This is a genomic window from Acidithiobacillus marinus, assembly GCF_002847505.1.
Lineage (GTDB): Bacteria > Pseudomonadota > Gammaproteobacteria > Acidithiobacillales > Acidithiobacillaceae > Acidithiobacillus > Acidithiobacillus marinus.
The window spans coordinates 13,111-31,867 of sequence record NZ_MXAV01000030.1; the positions used below are offsets into that span (position 1 = coordinate 13,111).

Below are 18,757 nucleotides of genomic sequence, written 5' to 3' on the forward strand. Positions count from 1 at the left end.
TCTACTCCTTGTTAAATATAAAAAACACTCGCAAAAATGATAATCAGTAATAATCCTATATAAGTCAGATAAGCATTCAAGGAACCATTTTGCAAAGCCAGGCCGATACGGTCACTCAATAATTGAATGAAGCGGACTATTGGGCGGAATAACCACGGACCAAATACTGGTGCCTGGCTATAATCAAAATGTAATTCCCGCACAAAATAACTGCGCTCTGTATGACTTTTTCGGGTGTTGGTGGTGGGGCGATAAACAAAGCTGTAAAACTCACGCAGTGCGTTCGCAAAAGCCAATGCGGTGACGGCATTGCTGACTGGAATCTGGCGAAGTCCATGTCCCCAGACTGGAACTTTTTTCCGTCCCTGGCGGAGGTGACTCCAGCCCAGCAGCGCTAAAGGAATGAGCGACAATAACAGTCCCATCAGCAACAGTAATGGTGGAGAAATAAAAGCGAAATGAAAACGCAAGGGGATCAGAATCGGCCCTTTCACCATGGCTTGCAGGGCGGCAGGCATGGCCGGCCAGTTGTCCTGGGCGAGGAAACTCAGCGTCCAGGGGAGGGCTGCGGCATAAGCCAGTACCAGCAGGCCCAGACCGAGAATCGGCCAGCGTCCCGAGACGGTTTGATGATTTTTTTCACGGCCCAGAAGGCCCAATCCAAATACCTTGATCATGGTGGCCAGGGCGATGGCGGCAGTCAGTGCCAGGCCGGCGCCACCCAAAGCCAAGGTGACCCGGGCAGCAGAGCTGCTCAGGTGAAAATCCTGGAATACGGTCTGGAATAAATACCATTCACCGGCAAAACCGGCGGTGGGTGGCATGGCGGCCAGACTCATGGCACCCAGCAGAGCGCCGATGCCCAGGGTCCAGGGGGCCAGTGCCAACAACCGACTTTGGGCAATGGCATAGCTTCCCCGGGCACCGGCAACCCGATCGGCACTGAGCATCATACTGCCCTTGGCGAGACTGTGACCACCCAGGTGGATGAGACCTACGGTCCAGGCCAGGGTGGAGAGCATATTGAGCCCATCCGCCCGGAACAGAGAAGCCGCACCCAGGGCCACCACGGCAAGTCCGGCATTTTCAGCGGTGGAAAAAGCCAGCAGACGCCGCCAGTCTTCCTGTTGAAAGGCATATAAAATGGCGAGAATGGCGGTGATCGTTCCCAGAGCCACCAGTAAAATACCGGTGCCGGTCGCGCTGCTGCGCGGTAACCAGTCGAGCATGGCCCTCCCCAGGGCAAAATAGGCGACATTGAGCACAATACCCGACAGCAAGGCTCCGGAAGCACCACTGCCGCTGCCATAAGCCTCAGGATACCACTCATAGAAGGGCAGGATGCCGAGCTTGGCGCCGAAGCCGATGATAAAGAGGATGGCAATACCGAAGGCGGCGGATCCATAGCCTGCCCATGCGCCCGCCCAGCTGGCAAACTCCGTGTTGTGGGCACCGAGCAAGAGCAGGCACAGAAGCAGCGCGACAGCACCTACCTCCAGCAGGGCTAACATGTACAAATTAGCCTGGCCACTTTTTTCGTCTTGCTGCAAGCCGTCGGCCAGGAGCATGATCGCACCGCCGAAGCTCAGAAATTCCCAGGCGATCAAAAAGGCAATACCTTCCTGCAGGCCAGCAATGCCCAGACATCCCAGCAAGGCGAGGCTGGCCCCGGACATCCAGATGCCGGGATTTTTGGCGCGGCTCGGCGACAGAAAAGCCGCCAGTGCGGCGAGCCCTCCCCAGAATATCAACCAGGCAGCCGCTGCCTGCAGATGCCAGGTGACGGAAATATCACCCAGTGACCAGAGCTGACCGGAGCTGTTTCCGGCCGAAAGACTGAGAACGCTACCCAACAAGGTGGCCAGAGTGCCGATAATGAGGGCAATGCGTGCGCCCGAAGCCAGTCGCAGCAGGCCCAGGACGATGGCCAGGACAAAAAATCCGGCTGCCAGCAGAAAACTATTCAGCATATTGGCCTCCGGTGACACGTTGGGGCATGCGCTCCAGCAACAGCAGCAGGGCATGGATCAGGGCGGCGGGATTGGGGGGGCAGCCAGGCAGCCAGATGTCTACAGGCAGAATTTTTTCCAGTCCGGCCCCCCCGGCATATCCGCCATCCATGGGCGCTCCCGAAACCGCACAAGTGCCGGTGGCGATCACGCTGCGTGGTTCGGGCATGGCTTCCCAGGTAGCCAACAGCACGTCGTGCATGGGCGCCGTCACCGGACCCGTCACCATGAGCAGATCGGCGAAGCGTGGGGAAGGAGTAAAGAAAATGCCGAGACGATGCAAATTATAAAAAGGATTGTCCAGGGCGCTGATTTCCGCTTCGCAGGCATTACAGGAGCCGGCGTCCACATGGCGGATATGCAGGCTGCGGCGCTGGCTGGACGCAATGCGTTTGCGCAGGTGTTCCGCCTCATGACTTTCCAGAGCCGCTGACCAGGTCAGGTCGCTACGCTGGCGAACGCCAAAGGCCCAGTCATAAGAGCTTTGCATGGCGCCCTCGGGACATTCTTCCACGCAACGCTGACAAACAATACAGCGTCCATAATCAATGACCGGCTCACCTTCTACCAGATGAATAGCCTGAGTGGGGCAACTGCTGATACAAAGATCACAGCCGCTGCGGCATTTGTCGATATCCAGGCGGGGCATGCCCAGAACGCCCTCTTGTCCGTCGGATCCGCTGCGTGGCCAGCGGGTGGCGGCTTTACCGGCTTTGAGTCCTGTCCAGGTCCATAGAGGCATGATTTTCTCCTAACGGTCGCAGCCGGCAATGGTGAGGCCGAAGCTGGCTTCGTTAATGGCGTAATCCATCAAATTGGTGCCATGCACCGTCAGCGGAAATACGCGCCAGTTGGAAAATGATGGGGATTTGATTTTGACCCGTTGCAAACGCCCGTCACGGATGCGCACGGCATACATGAGCGTACCCCGGGGAGTTTCCGCCCAGCCCAGGCCCTGCTGTTCTCCCGAGGGGGGCGTATATTCTGCTTGCACCGGGCCGGTCTTAAGGCGCCCGGATGCTTGTACCAGCAAGGCGAGCGCCTCGCGTAAGGATTCCGCCCGGACTTCGCTGCGGGCCATGGCATCCCCTTTCTCGCGGACGGGTACGTTAAAACGTAATTTGTGATAAGCCGCGTAGGGGTGATCGCGGCGCAAATCCCGGTCCAGACCCGAGGCGCGGGCGACCGGGCCGGTAGCGCCCTGATCAAAGGCGGATTCCAGGGAAAGAATCCCGGTACCCATCAGGCGATCCAGATGGGTCGCCGTTTGGTGCAAACGATTCAGGTAAGCTTCGCCCTCGTCGATGATGCCTTCCAGGGCGTGGGCCAGATGTTCGGCCTGCAAATCCCGCCGCAGTCCACCCACGCAGAGCAGGCTGCGCAAATAGCGGGAACCCGTCAACTGGCTCGCCAGTTGCTTGACCCGCTCCTCCATCAGAAAACCCGTGGCGGCGCCGACCTTGAGGGTGGTGGTTTTGGCCAGTTGGCCAAAATAGTGAAAATGATTATAAAGTCGCTCCAGTTCCACAATGATGACGCGCAGCAGTTGCGCCCGCAGTGGCACTTCAATACCCCAGGCATTTTCCACTGCCTGACAGTAGGCCAGGGCGTGACAGGCACTGCCCACCCCGGACACCCGTTCTGCAAGGTACACACTGCGAGCGGCATCCTGACCCGCAAAGCGTGCTTCCATACCCCGGTGTTTGAAAAACAGGCGGGGATGATAGTGGAGAATGGCCTCGCCAATATAGGAGTAATGAAATTCACCGGTTTCCACCACATCAGCGCGGACGGGTCCCCAGTACAAATCCTGGACTTGATCGCCCTGGACTTCGGGCATGCTGGGGGGCTCGTAACTTCCTTGTAAATGGGCTTGCAGAGGATTGTCCGCAGCCGTTCTGCCCAGGGGCGGTGGGGAGATGCTGAAGCCTTCATGAATGATCAGGGGGAAGGATTCGGGATGTCCACTGAACTCAAGACCACCCAGATCGTGCATTTCCCGCTCATACCAGCCCAAAAGGGGAACCAAAGCAGCCAGGGAAGGCAGCGTATCGGTATCCCGCACTTCCAGCAGAACAAATTCAGCATGGTCTTTCTGACTGAGTAAATAGCGGACAACGCATGTCTGGTCGTCCCAGTCATGCCAGGCCATCAAAAAGCGCATCTGCTGATTCAGACATTCCTGGGCAACAGCGACCAGTTGATCCGCCGCAACCAGGCGCGTGCTGCACGAATTCAAGCTGCTTGCCATATTCATGGTTGCACCAGAAAAGCATGTTGAAAAAATCCCCACAATCCTGCTGGCCACCATAAACCCAGCACCAGTACCGGGATCAGCGCCAGCCACATGGGCAGAGTATTCCAGAGAGATAAGCGCAGGGTAGGCGCGGTGTCGGGTTCAGGCTCCGGTCCCCAGATCATGCGCCGGAAATGGTTCATGAAAGCGGTAAAAATGAGAATGAGCAAAATCGCCATCACCCACACCGCCCAGGGGTTAGGGCTGAGAATCCCACCACGGAGGATGGTCAGTTCGGACAAAAACAGACCGAAGGGCGGGGCGCCGGTAATGGCGATCGCGCCGAGCAGCCAGACGGCGCCACTCACTGGATAATAACGCAGCACATGCCGCATTTTGCTCATGGATTTAGTGCCATAAGCACGCATCATGTTACCTGCCCCGAAAAACATCAGCGACTTGTTCAAAGAGTGGTTGAGCATGTGATACATGGCGCCGGCAAAGGCAATAGATCCGCCAAAGCCAAAGCCGATGGCCAGAACCCCCATGTGTTCCAGGGAAGAATAGGCGAGCATGCGTTTGGCGCCATCCTGACGGACGATGAACAAGCCCGCCACAAACAAGGATAATATGCCCAGCACCAGTAACGCCGTATGACCCATGAGACTGTAACCACCGTTGTCGAGGATCGCAAGAAAGCGATAAATCCCCAGCAGGGCAATATTGAGCAGGGCGCCGGAGAGCATGGCGGACACCGGAGCCGGACCTTCGCTGTGGGCATCCGGTAGCCAGGTGTGCATGGGAGCCAAACCGACCTTGGTACCAAATCCGACCAAGGTGAGGAGAAAGGCTAGAAAGAGCAAGGTCTCCGGCACCTTGGGGGCGACTTCGCGGAGATTGGCCCAGGTCAGCGCATAGGTCGGTCCAAGTACAAAGGTGCCTCCCCAGTAAAACAGGATGATGCCCAGCAGGGCCAGGGCCAACCCCGCAGAAACCACGATCAGATATTTCCAAGCTGCTTCAATGCACTCCGCTTCTTTCTCGAAACCCACCAGAAAGGCGCTGACAATGGTCGTAAAATCAATGGCAATCCAGAAAATACCCGGATTGTTCATCAATGGGGCAATGAGCATAGTCAGCGCGAAACCGGCCTGCAGGGCATAGTATTTGTGGAGTCGCGGCTTTTCTTCAGGCAACAGGCGCATGTAGCCAATGGCATAAATGGATGCCAGCAGGTACACCAGCCCCACACAGAACAGCACCCAGGCCCCCAGCGGAGTCAGCAAAATGTAGTGGGCACCAGTAACCAGGGGCTTATCGGGTGCGGCCACCAGAATGGCCAGGGTCAGCCCGAATACGGCGATGGACGTGAGCAGATTCAGATATTCCGCCAGACGCGGGCGTCGTAGGGCTAGCATCACGATAATGGCGACGCCGGGGATGATCCAGAGCGCGGCAATGAGGGCAGCAAAATTGACCATGTTCAACCCACCAGCTTTTGCAGGCCACGACTACTGGTGGTCCCGGCATGGGTCTGCAGGAAGCGCACCAGCATGCCGAAAGCCATGACAATGGTGAGCAGATCAAAAATGATCACCAGTTCGAGGAGGGCGGGCATGCCCGGAACCAGAATCTGGGAGCCTAAAAAGATACCGTTTTCAATGACCAGCAAGCCGAGAATATGGCTGATGGCTTCGGAGCGTAAAATCATCATAAGAAAGCCGATCAATTTGAGGCTGAACATGCAGGTCAGGGCGAGAACGGCAATATTGTCGGTCAAGTGCAGGGCAATGCCGAGTTGCCGGGACACCTCGTAGGAGAAAATGACCAGCGCCGCACCGAGAATCATGCTCGAAGAGGGCTTGAGCAGGGGGGTGAATTCCCGCTGGATATCCAGACGATTGACCAGGCGGATGACCAGATAGGGCAGGAACGTTCCGCGAAACAGGGCGGTCAAGGCCGCAATCACATAAAGCTCGGGATAGTGCCCGTAATAGCCAATGGAGGCGGAGATGGCGGCAATCGTCCAGGATTCTGCCGCGAAAGCGTACACATGATTTTTTAGCCAGTGGGAAGCCAGCATGACAAAAGACAGGACCAGAGCAAGGATGGCGAGCAGGCTGAACAGGGAGGTGGCCAGTGGACCCAGATGAAAGATCAGCATGTGCCGCTCCTAGAGTTGATCGGCCACAATGGCCAATACCGCGAAAAGAAAGGACAGTGCCAGAGGCTCCTGATAACGGTAGAAACGCAGTCGGGACTGCATGGTGTCTACGCCCACCATCAAGAGTCCGATGAACCCGTATTTTGCAAGAATAATCAGTAACGCCAGCAGGACCGAAGGGAAACTGCCGGTCGTTGACAATCCCCAGGGAAACAGAAAGACATTGAGAAAAATCGTGTAGAGGATGAATTGCTTCATCCAGCCCGCCCATTTCAGCAAGGCAAGGAGCGGACCCGAATATTCGAGAATGCGCGCCTCATCTATCATGTAGATTTCGTAAGGGATGGTGGAATGAATAGGGAGTCGATCAGTTTCCACGGTCAGCAGAATGAAAAAAGCCAGAATCAGAAAAATATGCGCCGGACTCCAGTAGGCCACGGGATTTTGGGCGAGGAGATGGTTGGCCACAAAGGGCAGCATGGAGTGATCGAGAAAAGTGATGCCCACAAAAACCAGGATCAGGGTCGGTTCGGCCAAAATTCCCAGCATCACGGCACGACTGGAGCCTAAACCGCCAAAAGGTTGGCCGGTATCCAGCCCCGCCAGCAGGATAAAAAAGCTGCCCAGAGTCAGAATCAGACCACCACCGAGAATGTCTCCCATATCCGATAAGGGCAAGGGGAAGTTGGTCAGTACCGGGATGAGCATGGGTACAATCAGCATCGCCGTAAAAGCGACGACCGGTGCCCAGAAGAATACCCAGGTAGCCGACTCCGGAACCAGCAAGGACTTGTTGAAAAGTTTCCAGAGATCTCGATAGGGCTGGAAAATGGAAGGACCCTGACCGCGTTGCACGCGTTCTTCTACAGTGGTAATGAAACCGTGCAGCAGTGGGGCAAGCAACATAACTGTCAGTACTTGCCCGCATTGCAGAAGGATGGAACCCCACATACAGCTCTCCCTTATCAGCTTTATTAATAGCTTGTATCTCATACTTGCGTATGAGATACGTAGGAGTCATTAGCCTATAAAGGCGGTTATTGGGCGGAATCCATCGCCATAATTTCAACTAATCATAGGCAGAGCGCGCGGATGGGTCAAGAGCCCGACTGGCGCTTCACTCACTCAGGGTGGGCACCGGCTAAAAAGACGGCGCGAGGACTGATGAAGCGACTCAAATGCTGGGCCAGTCGGGCAGCAACTGATACACCCTGGTCGGTGGCCTCGGAGTTGACAAAAATGACGATGGTGTCCTTGCTTTTGGGGGCATAGATGACCACGGATTCGTAGCCCGCCTGACGACTGGCATTGCCAATCCAGCCATTATTGTCCAGGGACCCCCAGTGATAATGAACGCGGGTATTTTTTTGATCAGAGGAATGGAGCTGATAAGGGGCCAGAATTTGGGCATAGGGTTGCAGATTGGCATTGATCCTCGCCCAGCGCCGCATGTCCTCTGCGGATCCGGTTACGGCGCCTGCAGCCCAGAACTGTGAAGGATTCCAAGGTTGTGCCACGAACTGATGAGAATCAGACAGATGATAACCACGTGCCTGCAGGAAGGGATCGGCGAAACTGGTCGAAAAATGGGTGTTGCGTAAGTTGTGGGGTTGCAGAATCTGCTCGGCAATGACCCGGGACAAGGGCTTGCCCGTGACTTTTTCAATAATCAAACCGAGTACGATGCTGTTGGTGGCAGAATACGCAAAGCGGCTTCCGGGCTTGAACAATAGGGGTTCGGCAAAACTGTAGTGCAGCAGTTGCTCAGGACTCAAGCGGGTTTCCGGATGGGTTTTGATTTCCTGGATAAAAGCCGGGTCACTCAGGTAATCCGACAGCCCGCTGCGCATTTGGACAAGGTCGGCCACTGTAATGACGTTACCCTCAGGAACGCCTTGCAGGTACTGTGACACCGGGTCCTGGAGCTGGATTTTGCCAGACTGGACTAGATCCAGGGCGGCGCGGACTGTAAAAGCAGTACTGAGTTGCCCTAGAGGCATGACCATGTGCGTAGTCATGGGGGTTTTCGGGGTTAAATCGGCGTCACCAAAAGCCCGCAGATAGGCGGGTCGGCCATTTTGCCAGATGCCGACAATGGCTCCTGGCACGGCGGCCTTGTGCAGACTCTCGGCAATATATTGCGTGTATAAGGTGGCGGTATTGTGAAATCCGGAAAGTCCTGCAGTTCCCGAAAATGCCGAAGCTTGTGCCGAAACAGCCGCTGCCGCGCTGGATACCACTACGGCAGACAAGAAGAATCCTTTCAGAAAAGTCATGGTATTCAGGTCCTTTTGCAAGATGGAGTTGGCTGACAAAAATGTCGTGACTGTGAATAAGAAGTTTCCAGATGATCCCCTAGAATACCGCCAGCACATCATTCAAACAAATGCAGTTAGCTGTGCGCGGCGATATCATCGGGTCAATGCCGCTTTCAGAAGGTGATGGGCATTCAAGACTGTCTTTAAGACGAATTATTCGCTATAAACAAAAGATCAAATTCAAGACATGCGTTTTTACCCATAAATTGAGGATAGTGATCATGAAAGCAAAGCTGCATTGGGTTTTATTGGGCGGTGTCGCGGCATTGCTGTCGGCGGGGGCGGCCAATGCCTGCACGCGGGTGGTTTACCATGGCAAAGATGGTCTGGTCATCACGGGCCGCACTATGGACTGGAAAGATCCCATGCATTCACGGCTATGGATTTTCCCTCGGGGATTGGCCCATGATGGCGGTGCCGGTCGCCATTCCATTCACTGGACTTCCAAATATGGCAGTGTCGTGGTGACTTCCCTCCAAGCCGGGGTAAGTGACGGCATGAACCAGAAAGGGCTGGTGGCCAACATGCTCTGGTTGGCGGGAAGCAAGTATCCTGGTGATTGTGGCAAGGAACCGCGTTTGAGTATTGCCGCCTGGGCACAGTATTTCCTGGATAATTTTGCTTCAGTCAAGGAAGCAGTTGCCTCTATCAAAGCCCATCCGATGTGTGTCGTATCCGACCGGATTCCGGGTACGGATCGCTACACCACCCTGCATTTGTCCATTTCCGATGCGAGTGGCAACAGTGCCATCTTTGAATACATCGATGGCAAGCTGGTGATCCATGAAGGACGGGAATATCAGGTGATGACCAATGATCCTGAATATTCGCAGCAGCTAGCCATTGAAAAATACTGGAATCAGATTGGCGGGACCACTTTCCTGCCAGGGACCAATCGTGCCGCTGACCGGTTTGCCCGGGCAGAATTCTATATTCATGCCATTCCCAAAACGGCCAATCAGTCTGAAGGAGTGGCAGAGGTGATGAGCGTGATGAACAACGTCTCTGTGCCTATGGGCATTTCCACGCCGGGGCAACCCAATATTTCCTCTACGCGCTGGCGGGTGGTGGCAGACCAGACCGGTCTGAAATACTACTATAATCCTGTGGGTACTATGGATACTTTCTGGGTGAACCTGAATAAGGCCGATCTCAAAAAAGGAGCACCGGAGTTGCAATTGCCCATGGGTCAGGGGCAGGTTTATTCCGGTGATGTGACGGCAGACTTCAAGCCCGTCAGCAAGCCTTTTGAGTTTGTGACCGTATCTCCGGAAAAAATGCAGCCCTGAGGCGCTTGTAGCAGGGGGCTGCTAGAACGCCCAATGCCCGGATATGAAAAAGGCTGCCTGAAGAATGAGGGCAGCCGCTTCTACAATCAGCAGCAGGCGCGCCCAGAAGCGCCGGGATGCGCTTTGAAACAAGCAACCGGCCGCCAGGAACAGGGGCAGATTGAGGTATAGCAGACGATAAGTGGATACGGGCCCCTGAGCGGCGGCCTGAAACCAGAGGTAAGCCCCAATCAGCGGGATGCTGATGATCAGCAAGGACCATTGGCGGAGTCGCCATAACACCCCCAAAGTAATCAGATTGCCCAGCAAGACCAAAGCGTTCATCAGAAAATAGACACTGCGTGCCGGGTTCGGCACCGTCGGCTGAAGGAGTAACGATTGGATCAGCGGTGTATAGTCGCCACCCCAGAAGGGATAGAGCTCCAGGATGTTTTGCAGCTTTTGCCATGCTGACAAATGGCCGATATACGGACCGTGGGCGACCACAAATGCCCAAGGGCTTCGAAACTGATACCATTGATAAATCATGAACAATATAAGGCCACTGCAGGCAATAATGCCCAAGCCCAGGCTTTTTGACGCCCGGATCCATCCGGGATATTGCCGAGCCGTCGAGAGGCGCCAAAGTACAACCAGCCAGGTGCCGAAGGCGAAAAAGACCATCAATGGCCCCGCCGCCGTGCCTATGCCGGCCCAGAGCGCAGTCTGAAAATGCCGTTGCTGGCGTAGGGCGAGTAAGGTGGCAATAGCCAGGCAGTTCATCAAGGACGTGGGATAAGCGCTGATAAAAAAAGCGGCGGCGGGATAGAGGGCGTAGGTCAGGGTTGCAAAAGCAGCACTTTTGGCGTCCATCCAGACGGTGGCAAGGCGCTGGAACAGGAAGATCGAAACCACGCCCCCAAAAATCGCCAGTCCGATACCTATGGCAGGTATCGGAACCGGCAAGATCAGGCCAAGACCTGCGCAGATGGCAGGGTAGAGCGGAAAAAAGATGATGTTCTGGCCAAAATCAGCATGGGGTATGTACTGATAACCCTGAGTGGCAATATTCATATACCACTTGGCATCCCAGTTGATGAGCGCTTGCGTCAGCGAACCCGGCACGGGATCAAGACCACGACTGAACAGGTAATAGCCGACCCAGGTTCCGACATAGATGGCCAGGGCGCTGAGGGTAATGGCCAGAACGGGGACGCGCCAGTTCTTTGCTGTTTTAGGAATAAAAATAGCAACTCCCGGCATGCCCGTTATTCCATTTTTCCGGAAGCAGTATCTTGTATCCCGCTTTCATGATTTATGCCCACCGAAGGAGAAGGCTTGCTGATTTGCAGCAAACTGATTTTTTGGTGGCTGTATATTTCATATGCCGTCATGAGCCGGGTCGCTTGATAAGCTTGCGGTGTGCTTGCGAGGACGGCGGGCACGTCGTGCGCCGGACACACCAGGTAAAGTGGCTCAGGACCCAGCAGTGCGGATAATTGCGCCAAAGCAGTCAGATGATGAATGGGCATGTCGCCGCGCCCGCCATAAAACAGAAAGCTTGGCTGAAACCAGTCCCAGGAGGCCAGCTGATAGGGATTGTTTCCTTGTATGGCGGCAATTTCACGGCCCATCGCCTGAGAGGGCTTGAGGGGGTTGATGGCTGGGAGAATACTAAATACCAGAAACCCGCTCAGCACCACACTACCGGTTCCTAGCGCTATCCAGGCTGCAGACCAGTATCGCCGCAGCATCAAGACTCCGGCAATGCCGGCCGCAAGCATGTATGGAAACCCGATAGCGATCATGGGGGGCAGGTGTGGCTCACGCAAGGGTAAAATCCATGTCGCAAAAACACTGAGAGCGAGACCCAGCAAAAAAAGAGTGCTCAGGGAAAAAAATACACCCCAGGGATGGGGGATGCTTTCCCGGACACGGATTTTATTGAACCAGACAGCCAACAGGATAAATAAAGGTGGATAAGCTTCCAGAACATAGTTAGGCAGCTTGGTGGCTGACAAGGTAAAAAAAGTGATCCAGATCATCGCCCAGAGCAGCAGGAACAGGGTTTTCCCGTCATCTCGCAAAAGCTTTTGGCGATGCTGCCCAATATCATGCAGTACCTGGGGCAGGAAAATCGACCAGGGTAACATACCCAGAAAAGTACTGATGAGATAATAAAACCACGGGCCCCGGTGGCCTTGCATGCTGTCATCAAAACGCCCGATGTTTTGTTGAAAAATGAACAGGCGATCCCAGAGCCAGTGGGTTTCGATGCCCACTGCCAGATACCAGGGTAGTGCGATCAGTAAAAACAAGGGAATGCCAGTCGTCAGTCGACCGGCTTTCCACAAAAAAGATAATTGCTGCCGCAGTAGTAAAAACACGACAATAATCAATCCCGGTAAAAGAAAACCGATGGGTCCCTTGTCGAGCGTGGCCAGAGCCATGGCCGCATAACTCAGATATAATTCCCGGGTACGTATCTCCGGATAAAAATAAGCGCGCAGATAACTCAACAAAGCCACGGTTATCAGCAACATCAGCAAGGGATCAGGTGTGGCGCTGCGAAAAATGACCGTACTGTGCAGTGCCGTGGCCGTCAGTATGCCGGTCAGCAGGGCGATAGGTGCTCCATAGAGGCGGCGCAAGGCGATGATCAGATATAAAATCAGGAGGGCGCCAACCAGTGCCGAGCCAATGCGAAGACCCCAGGCATTCATACCCAGCAGGCGGACGCCAGACCACATCAGCCAGTAATTCAGAGCGGGTTTGTCAGGGAGCAGACGCGCATTGTAGATGGGTACCACCAGATTATGGGTGGCTATTTGTTGCTTCAGGCTTTGCGCATAAATGGGTTCATCAATATCCCAGAGGCTGGTATTACCCGTGTCCCAGGAAAAAAACAGAAAGGTCAGCAAGAAAATTGCAGTGGCCTTGAGGAGGAAGCCCCGGGGCATGTCAGTGTTGGTGGCGGACATCAGCATTAGCTGCCAGGTGGGTGAATAGCCGGGGATGTTGCCATCAATGAGCGAAATTCCGTGCGGAAACAATTTACGGACTATACGCGCTCTAGCTCCTCAAACCAACGCCAAAGCCTTCTGGCTTGAAGGCTTTCTGAAAGATTGCGCGGCGCTGGGCCGTTATGATTCAGGAGGCGTTGAGCAGGTCCGGCGCGCAATGGCGCAGGGTTTCCTTGAGCAGCACAAAATAACGCTGATAACGACTGATTTCCTGGTCCATCTGTAAAAGTTGATCCATCATCTGGTCAGGCTTTTCTGTGGGCAGGCGTTGCATGATTTCTTGCCACTGACTATTGACGCGCTGGTGGCGTTCTTCCAGAGCATTCAATAAATCATCCAGATCCGGATTTTTTACGGAATGCGTGGACAGATGCTGTTCGGCGGCCAGCCCGAGTAGTTCCGTGGCTTTCATGGGGCTTGATTTCATGGAAATCCCCTTGTCAGGTAAAGGTTTTCTGGGTTACGGAGTTTTGGACCCTTGTAACCGAAAAAAAGTTGCGCAGAGCAATAAAAATGGGCAATAAAAAACCGGCCATGCGTAAGCAGTGGCCGGTACGATGCTTGAAAAAACGATCAGTGGGCGCCGTAGACGCTCTTTTTGGTGAAGCGACCCCGGAATACCCAGATCTGATACCAGTTATACATGATCATCACCGGGACAAAGCCAGTCATGAACAGGGTAAACACGGCCATGGAGTTGGCTGGGTTGGAGGCCGAATGAATGGTCCAGGTGCCCGGTACAATATAGGGAAACATAGTCGCCCACATGGCGGCCCAGAGAAGAACCACCACACCTTCCCCCCAAAGCAGCGCAGTGAAGTCATGCTGCATGGAGTGGTTGGTCATGGATTTGAACGCGAAGAACAGCACGATGACAAACCAGATAGCCCATATCCACCAGTTCGGGCCCGTCCATTTGGCCGCTGCCCAGGGGAAAATGGCGTAAGACCATACTAGGGTAACGACTATGGCGCCTAAGGCCAGAAAAGAAAATAGATTAGTCCATGACTTGGCACGTTCGTGAATCACATCACCCGGCAAAAAGCGGGCACAGAGGAATAAACCACCAGCCAATCCAGCGGCAATGACTGCACCGACACCGGTCCAGATGGAAAAGGGGGTCAGAAAATCCATGGCGCCACCGGCATAGTGCATAACCGGCGTGGTAAACCCGCGATCGGCAATGCCTTGCATGGCGATGCCGGATTTCATGGGAAAACCCTGTAGGGCGGCACCCAGGGAAACCCCGGCGAAAAACGGTGCGGTCAAGCTGCCCAGAGCGAAAGCCCAACCCCATAGCTTTTTGCTGCTGCGGGCATGGATGTGAAATTCAAAAGCAATAGCGCGAGAAATGATGCCCCAGAGAGCCAACATCAAAGGAATCATCAAATAGTTGAAAGCAGATCCATAAACCAAAGGAAAAGCGCCAAAAAGTACGCCACCCGCGACCACCAGCCAGGTTTCATTGCCATCCCAGAAGCCGGCCATGGATGCCATGATCGCACCACGTTCCTCTTCATCTTTAGAAAATAATGCGAAAATTCCAGCGCCGAGGTCGGCTCCATCCAGGGCAATATACAACAAAAACATCAATCCGAGGATCATCCACCACCAGGTGGAGAGAGCAGATACGATGCGCACAATATCTGTAGTGAGTTCCATAGTAATAACTCCGGTGACTTTTATCAGTGGCGAAGGAGGGGGAGTCCCCCTCCTTCTGACGGCGTTCTGTTAACGATCAGAATGCATCATGGGTTTGTGGGCAAAAGTCGGCGCAACATGTCCGCCCCCCGCCTGGGAAGCCTCATGGTCTTCATCATGACCGTGGAACAGAGTGTCAGAGTGCGGAATATCATTCACCCCTTTCTGGATCACACGACTGAAGAAGTACCAGGCGCCTGACCAGACCACCAGCTCAAAGATAATGTAGCCTACAAACCAGACGACTTCCTGGGCGACGCTCATATTACTGACACCTTCATAAGTGCGCATCATTCCGAAAACGACCCAGGGCTGACGACCGATTTCGCGAACCCACCAGCCGGTCCAGATGGCTAGGTAAGGCAGGAAGCCTGAGAAAATCACCGCACGCAGGAACCAAGGATGTTTACGTAGTTCTGTAGCAGTGAGCTGACCACGCATTCTCAGCACATTTCCCCAAATCGCCACGAAGAACAGAAGGAAACCAATGCCTACCATCGCTCGGAAAGCGTAAAAGGGGACCCAGACATCAGGACGATCTTTCACAGGAAACTGATCCATTCCAGTAACAACACCATTCCAGGTATGCGTTTCCAGCAAGCTCAGTACGTGTGGTATCTGAATGGAAAACAAATTCTTGCCGGCCTCCACATCAGGAATAGCAATCAGATTCCAGTTCGTATTTGGCTTTCCATCAGGCAAATAAGTATGGAAATGCCCTTCCATGGCGGCCAAAGAGGTGGGTTGGGTTTTTGCTACATCCTGGCCCACGCTGTCACCGATGAAAATCTGCAAGGGCGTGACAATCAACAGTGCCAGCAGAGTGGGTTTGAGAATCTTCGTGAAAAGATCCGCATGGCGATTTTTCAGGATAAACCAGGCGCTGACCGAGGCGAATACAAACAGAGCAAGCTCGACGCAAGCGACCCACATATGCGGGAAGCCCCAAACGAAATTGTCATTGAGAATGGCGTGCCACCAGTTGGTGACCTGAAAGAGCCCATCTTTGAGAACAACGCCGTCGGGGGTCTGCATCCAGGAGTTGGCGACCAGAATCCACATGGCCGAGAGGCTGGAAGACAGGCCGACGTTGAAGGTCACAAACAGATGCATGCCTTTGCTGATTTTGCCCCAACCGAAGACCATCAAACCGATGAAGCCGGCTTCGTACATGAAGGCGGTAATGGTTTCAAAGCCAAGAATGTTGCCGAAGAACGGGCCCACAGCCTGGGAAAAAGGACCATAAAGGATCCCGAAGGCCATTTCCATGGTGACGCCGGTGGCCACACCAGCTCCGAAATTGATGATGAAGATTTTTTCAAAGAAGCGGTTGAGCTTATACCAGCGTTCATCACCGCTTTTCAACCAGGCAAGCTCCATAAAAAAGAGCAGCCAGGACATGCCGATGGTCATGGGCGTCCAGAGAATGTGCATGGAGGTAATCCAGGCAAAATCCAGTCGGCTCAAGAGCACCGGTAATGAATTTTCAATAACCATGATGATACTCCCTTCAGTATAATTGCTATTAGTCACTACTGCCCTTCAAGGCAGCAAATGTCGTGCCATTAAATAGCCAGGAATGAAAGCCATCTACATCAGTGTCTTGTAATATACGACAAGGTTTTTGTGGGCATAACAACCATCCCGGGGTGGTTCAAATAAACCATCCTTTGTTAAATAACCCAATATAAAAACATATGATTAAATTTTTATTCCATGAAATGATGTGCTATCCCTACAAAAATAATGTACTTTGCTCCTTGAGTTGTTACAGTTCAGAGTAACCATTCATTACCACTATGAATGGTAACAGAACCGCTTGCGTGCGGAGGTTATCCTTTGAAGCAAGGCCGCATATGTCTCTAAGGCAAAAGGTTTCCGGTACTCCTTCGAGGCCTGATGTATACCTGCTGGATCAGGTGGTGGCGCTGATCGGTCTGATCCTGTTGACCCTGCTTGCCGGCCAGCTGATTCCTGATGCCAGGCAAGCTTGGTACCTGTCCGTATGGGCGAGTTCGGGATTGTTTGTATTTGTCTTGATGCGCAAGGGCTATGCCTTGGTGCCGGGGCTGTGGCTGGGTGCTTTAATGGGCAACTGCTTGTTAGGGTATGACATCTTGAGCGCCTTTGCTTTCGCGACCGGTGAACTGCTTGGTGCGTGGATTGCACTTCGCCTTATGTATCGCTGGGTGCCTGACTGGCGGTCGCTGACTTTCAAGGCTGATTTTTTGTGGTTTCTGCTTTTCCCTTGTCTTTTGAACGGAATTCTTGTCGGGATATGGGGAATATTCTGGCAGCGGTTGTTTTATCCAGAACCCTGGCCTGATGTCCCTGTCCTTTTTCTCAGCAATGCCAGTGCGGTCAGTTTTGGTGTTTTACTGTTGAGTTCGAATTTGTTGTCCTGGCAGAAGCCCTGGTCCTGGAAGAGTCTGATTACCGAAGATCGCGATTTCTGGCTTTTTTCGGTTTATGTCCTGGTCGCTACGACATGGTTGTTCTGGCAACATGATCCCGATTTTTTGGGAATTATTGGCCTACTGTTTGTATTGTTCATTCCCATGCTCTGGGCGCTGACCCGCTTTCCTGTAGATGCTGTCTATCGCTTGGCACTGCTGGTGTTTCTGCTGGCTATGGCCGCTACTGCCCGTGACCTGGGGCCTTACTCAGGGGCTACTGCCCTGCACCCCATCACCGTCCTGCAGATTATTGGAATAGGCATGATCAGTATCGGCCTTTTTGCCGCTGCCATGATTGCGGGTTCCTCGTCATTTCAAGTGGGTAGCCTGAGATCCAGCTTGCCCAGGATCAGGTAGGCCATGTTGATAAAGTTCTTGTGCGTGCGGTAACCCCGAGCCTTGGCCTTGGCGGATTGAATGAGGCTGTTGAAACCTTCCAGAATTCCATTGGTGATCTGGCTCTCGAACCATCGGAGCACGCCATCCCAGTGATTCATGATGGTGTAGGCGACCTTGACGATAGGCGGCAGATCGCTGGTTCTGGCGTTTTCCAACCAGGCTTTCAAGAGGGTAGCCCCCTGATGGCGATTCTTGATCGTGAAGATGTCCTGAAAGGTCAGGCGGAACTGGTAGGCCTGCGCCGTCTTGAGGTTCTGGTCTTTGAGTAATGCCTGCAGCTTTTCTTTCTGCTTCACCTTGAGGTTGCAATCGTTCTTGAGCCAGAGCCAGCGGGTCTTTTTGAGATTTGGCTGAGTGAGGACTTCCCCCTTGCGCACGTCGTCCACGGCCTCGTTGACGAGCTTCATGAGGTGAAAACGATCGAAAGTGATCTCCGCATTGGGCAGGTGCTCGGCAGCCCCTTTCTGGAAGGCCGGCGAGAGGTCCATGCTCACATCGGTGATCGCTTCCGCGCTACCACCATGGGCCTGTAGATCTGCGGAGAATCTCTCAAAGGTCTTGGCATCCTTGCCGGGAGTAGCGAACAAGAGTCGCCGGGCATCCAGATCCACGAAGAGCGTGATGTAGTCGTGGCCGCGCCGACTGCTGGTTTCATCGACGCCGACGGCATGGACATGGGCCATATCCACTCTGGTACGGGCTTCTGGCACATAGTGGTCAATCACCCGCCACAGGAGCGTGTCGGTCTCGCCGACTAGGCGGGCTACGGTCAATACCGGCATCTCCCGCACCAGGGTCATGATCAGCGCTTCGAAGAGCAGGGTGAAATGCGAGCCTTCCCGTGCCCAGGGAACAGATATCTGATGCACTCCATGCTCCTGGCACTTCACACGAGGTACGCGGGCATGGAGATAGGCTTCATGCTGGAAGAAATCCATGTGCCGCCAAGTATGGTCACGGGTATCATGTACCGGACACTCCTCACCACAGACGGAGCAAGCAAAGCGACTACCCTTGGGAAAGTTGATGTGCAGATCCAGGCGTTTCTCCTCCACCGTGAAAGTCACATGATCCACCAACCACGGCGGAACCAATCCTAACGCGAGAGAAAACAGCTCTTCAGGGACCATCAGCTAACTCCAATTCAGGGCACGACCGCTCCACAGCATTCTACCCCCTACCC

Annotated in this window: 15 protein-coding genes and 1 riboswitch; of the genes, 2 read left to right on the top strand and 13 right to left on the bottom strand. The window is 54.0% G+C overall.

The window, feature by feature from the left end; all coding sequences use genetic code 11:
• Window positions 1-11 precede the first annotated feature (11 nt).
• The 7 genes from B1757_RS07130 to B1757_RS07160 form a co-directional block, all read right to left on the bottom strand.
• Complete coding sequence (locus tag B1757_RS07130) at window positions 12-1,970, bottom strand: proton-conducting transporter transmembrane domain-containing protein (protein ID WP_101537663.1); 1,959 nt, start codon at window positions 1,968-1,970, stop codon at window positions 12-14.
• A complete protein-coding gene (locus tag B1757_RS07135) occupies window positions 1,960-2,751 on the bottom strand; it encodes an NADH-quinone oxidoreductase subunit B family protein (protein WP_101537664.1) in 792 nt (263 codons plus the stop codon). Before B1757_RS07135 ends, B1757_RS07130 begins: the two co-directional genes overlap by 11 nt.
• A gap of 9 nt (window positions 2,752-2,760) precedes the next feature.
• The gene (locus tag B1757_RS07140; RefSeq protein WP_101537665.1) at window positions 2,761-4,266 is read right to left on the bottom strand and encodes a hydrogenase large subunit; all 1,506 of its coding nucleotides are present in this window, start codon (window positions 4,264-4,266) and stop codon (window positions 2,761-2,763) included.
• Window positions 4,263-5,726, bottom strand: a complete 1,464-nt coding sequence (locus B1757_RS07145; RefSeq protein WP_101537666.1) for a proton-conducting transporter transmembrane domain-containing protein — start codon at window positions 5,724-5,726, stop codon at window positions 4,263-4,265. The genes B1757_RS07140 and B1757_RS07145 overlap by 4 nt, the downstream gene beginning before the upstream one ends.
• A 2-nt stretch (window positions 5,727-5,728) precedes the next feature.
• Window positions 5,729-6,409: a hydrogenase gene (locus B1757_RS07150; protein WP_101537667.1), complete on the bottom strand. Its 681-nt coding sequence runs from the start codon at window positions 6,407-6,409 to the stop codon at window positions 5,729-5,731.
• A gap of 9 nt (window positions 6,410-6,418) precedes the next feature.
• The gene (locus B1757_RS07155; protein WP_101537668.1) at window positions 6,419-7,360 is read right to left on the bottom strand and encodes a respiratory chain complex I subunit 1 family protein; all 942 of its coding nucleotides are present in this window, start codon (window positions 7,358-7,360) and stop codon (window positions 6,419-6,421) included.
• Window positions 7,361-7,413: 53 nt separating this feature from the next.
• Window positions 7,414-7,477, bottom strand: a riboswitch (Fluoride riboswitch).
• A 53-nt stretch (window positions 7,478-7,530) separates the two neighbouring features.
• Window positions 7,531-8,685: a serine hydrolase domain-containing protein gene (locus tag B1757_RS07160; protein WP_172437640.1), complete on the bottom strand. Its 1,155-nt coding sequence runs from the start codon at window positions 8,683-8,685 to the stop codon at window positions 7,531-7,533.
• 263 nt (window positions 8,686-8,948) lie between these two features.
• Here B1757_RS07160 and B1757_RS07165 point away from each other — a divergent pair, with 263 nt between their 5' ends.
• Window positions 8,949-10,016 (top strand): linear amide C-N hydrolase, encoded by a 1,068-nt coding sequence (locus B1757_RS07165; protein WP_101537670.1) that lies wholly within the window; start codon window positions 8,949-8,951, stop codon window positions 10,014-10,016.
• A 21-nt stretch (window positions 10,017-10,037) separates the two neighbouring features.
• On the opposite strand, the gene B1757_RS07170 is transcribed toward B1757_RS07165, so the two are convergent.
• The 5 genes from B1757_RS07170 to B1757_RS07190 form a co-directional block, all read right to left on the bottom strand.
• Window positions 10,038-11,258, bottom strand: coding sequence for a mannosyltransferase family protein (locus B1757_RS07170; RefSeq protein WP_101537671.1), 1,221 nt, complete (start codon window positions 11,256-11,258; stop codon window positions 10,038-10,040).
• Window positions 11,259-11,263: 5 nt separating this feature from the next.
• The gene (locus B1757_RS07175; protein WP_101537676.1) at window positions 11,264-12,976 is read right to left on the bottom strand and encodes an ArnT family glycosyltransferase; all 1,713 of its coding nucleotides are present in this window, start codon (window positions 12,974-12,976) and stop codon (window positions 11,264-11,266) included.
• Window positions 12,977-13,145: 169 nt separating this feature from the next.
• On the bottom strand, window positions 13,146-13,445 hold the full coding sequence (locus B1757_RS07180) for a hypothetical protein (RefSeq protein ID WP_101537672.1): 300 nt from the start codon (window positions 13,443-13,445) through the stop codon (window positions 13,146-13,148).
• Window positions 13,446-13,591: 146 nt separating this feature from the next.
• Window positions 13,592-14,680 (bottom strand): cytochrome d ubiquinol oxidase subunit II, encoded by a 1,089-nt coding sequence (gene cydB / locus B1757_RS07185; RefSeq protein ID WP_101537673.1) that lies wholly within the window; start codon window positions 14,678-14,680, stop codon window positions 13,592-13,594.
• A gap of 69 nt (window positions 14,681-14,749) precedes the next feature.
• Window positions 14,750-16,216 (bottom strand): cytochrome ubiquinol oxidase subunit I, encoded by a 1,467-nt coding sequence (locus B1757_RS07190; RefSeq protein WP_101537674.1) that lies wholly within the window; start codon window positions 16,214-16,216, stop codon window positions 14,750-14,752.
• 359 nt (window positions 16,217-16,575) lie between these two features.
• Between B1757_RS07190 and B1757_RS07195 the strand changes: the two genes are divergently transcribed.
• Window positions 16,576-17,532, top strand: coding sequence for a hypothetical protein (locus B1757_RS07195; protein ID WP_143484235.1), 957 nt, complete (start codon window positions 16,576-16,578; stop codon window positions 17,530-17,532).
• Here the strand turns inward: B1757_RS07195 and B1757_RS07200 are convergent.
• Window positions 17,490-18,704, bottom strand: coding sequence for an ISL3 family transposase (locus B1757_RS07200; RefSeq protein ID WP_101536405.1), 1,215 nt, complete (start codon window positions 18,702-18,704; stop codon window positions 17,490-17,492). The genes B1757_RS07195 and B1757_RS07200 overlap by 43 nt on opposite strands.
• Between the last annotated feature and the right edge of the window lie 53 nt (window positions 18,705-18,757).

Excerpts from the sequence above, each read along its gene's own strand:
- B1757_RS07130 (WP_101537663.1), bottom strand. The coding sequence starts at position 1,970 with ATGCTGAATAGTTTTCTGCTGGCAGCCGGATTTTTTGTCCTGGCCATC.
- B1757_RS07160 (WP_172437640.1), bottom strand. The coding sequence starts at position 8,685 with ATGACTTTTCTGAAAGGATTCTTCTTGTCTGCCGTAGTGGTATCCAGC.
- B1757_RS07195 (WP_143484235.1), top strand. The coding sequence starts at position 16,576 with ATGTCTCTAAGGCAAAAGGTTTCCGGTACTCCTTCGAGGCCTGATGTA.
- B1757_RS07155 (WP_101537668.1), bottom strand. The coding sequence starts at position 7,360 with ATGTGGGGTTCCATCCTTCTGCAATGCGGGCAAGTACTGACAGTTATG.
- B1757_RS07170 (WP_101537671.1), bottom strand. The coding sequence starts at position 11,258 with ATGCCGGGAGTTGCTATTTTTATTCCTAAAACAGCAAAGAACTGGCGC.
- B1757_RS07150 (WP_101537667.1), bottom strand. The coding sequence starts at position 6,409 with ATGCTGATCTTTCATCTGGGTCCACTGGCCACCTCCCTGTTCAGCCTG.
- B1757_RS07135 (WP_101537664.1), bottom strand. The coding sequence starts at position 2,751 with ATGCCTCTATGGACCTGGACAGGACTCAAAGCCGGTAAAGCCGCCACC.
- B1757_RS07145 (WP_101537666.1), bottom strand. The coding sequence starts at position 5,726 with ATGGTCAATTTTGCTGCCCTCATTGCCGCGCTCTGGATCATCCCCGGC.
- B1757_RS07175 (WP_101537676.1), bottom strand. The coding sequence starts at position 12,976 with ATGTCCGCCACCAACACTGACATGCCCCGGGGCTTCCTCCTCAAGGCC.
- cydB (WP_101537673.1), bottom strand. The coding sequence starts at position 14,680 with ATGGAACTCACTACAGATATTGTGCGCATCGTATCTGCTCTCTCCACC.
- B1757_RS07140 (WP_101537665.1), bottom strand. The coding sequence starts at position 4,266 with ATGAATATGGCAAGCAGCTTGAATTCGTGCAGCACGCGCCTGGTTGCG.
- B1757_RS07180 (WP_101537672.1), bottom strand. The coding sequence starts at position 13,445 with ATGAAATCAAGCCCCATGAAAGCCACGGAACTACTCGGGCTGGCCGCC.
- B1757_RS07165 (WP_101537670.1), top strand. The coding sequence starts at position 8,949 with ATGAAAGCAAAGCTGCATTGGGTTTTATTGGGCGGTGTCGCGGCATTG.
- B1757_RS07200 (WP_101536405.1), bottom strand. The coding sequence starts at position 18,704 with ATGGTCCCTGAAGAGCTGTTTTCTCTCGCGTTAGGATTGGTTCCGCCG.
- B1757_RS07190 (WP_101537674.1), bottom strand. The coding sequence starts at position 16,216 with ATGGTTATTGAAAATTCATTACCGGTGCTCTTGAGCCGACTGGATTTT.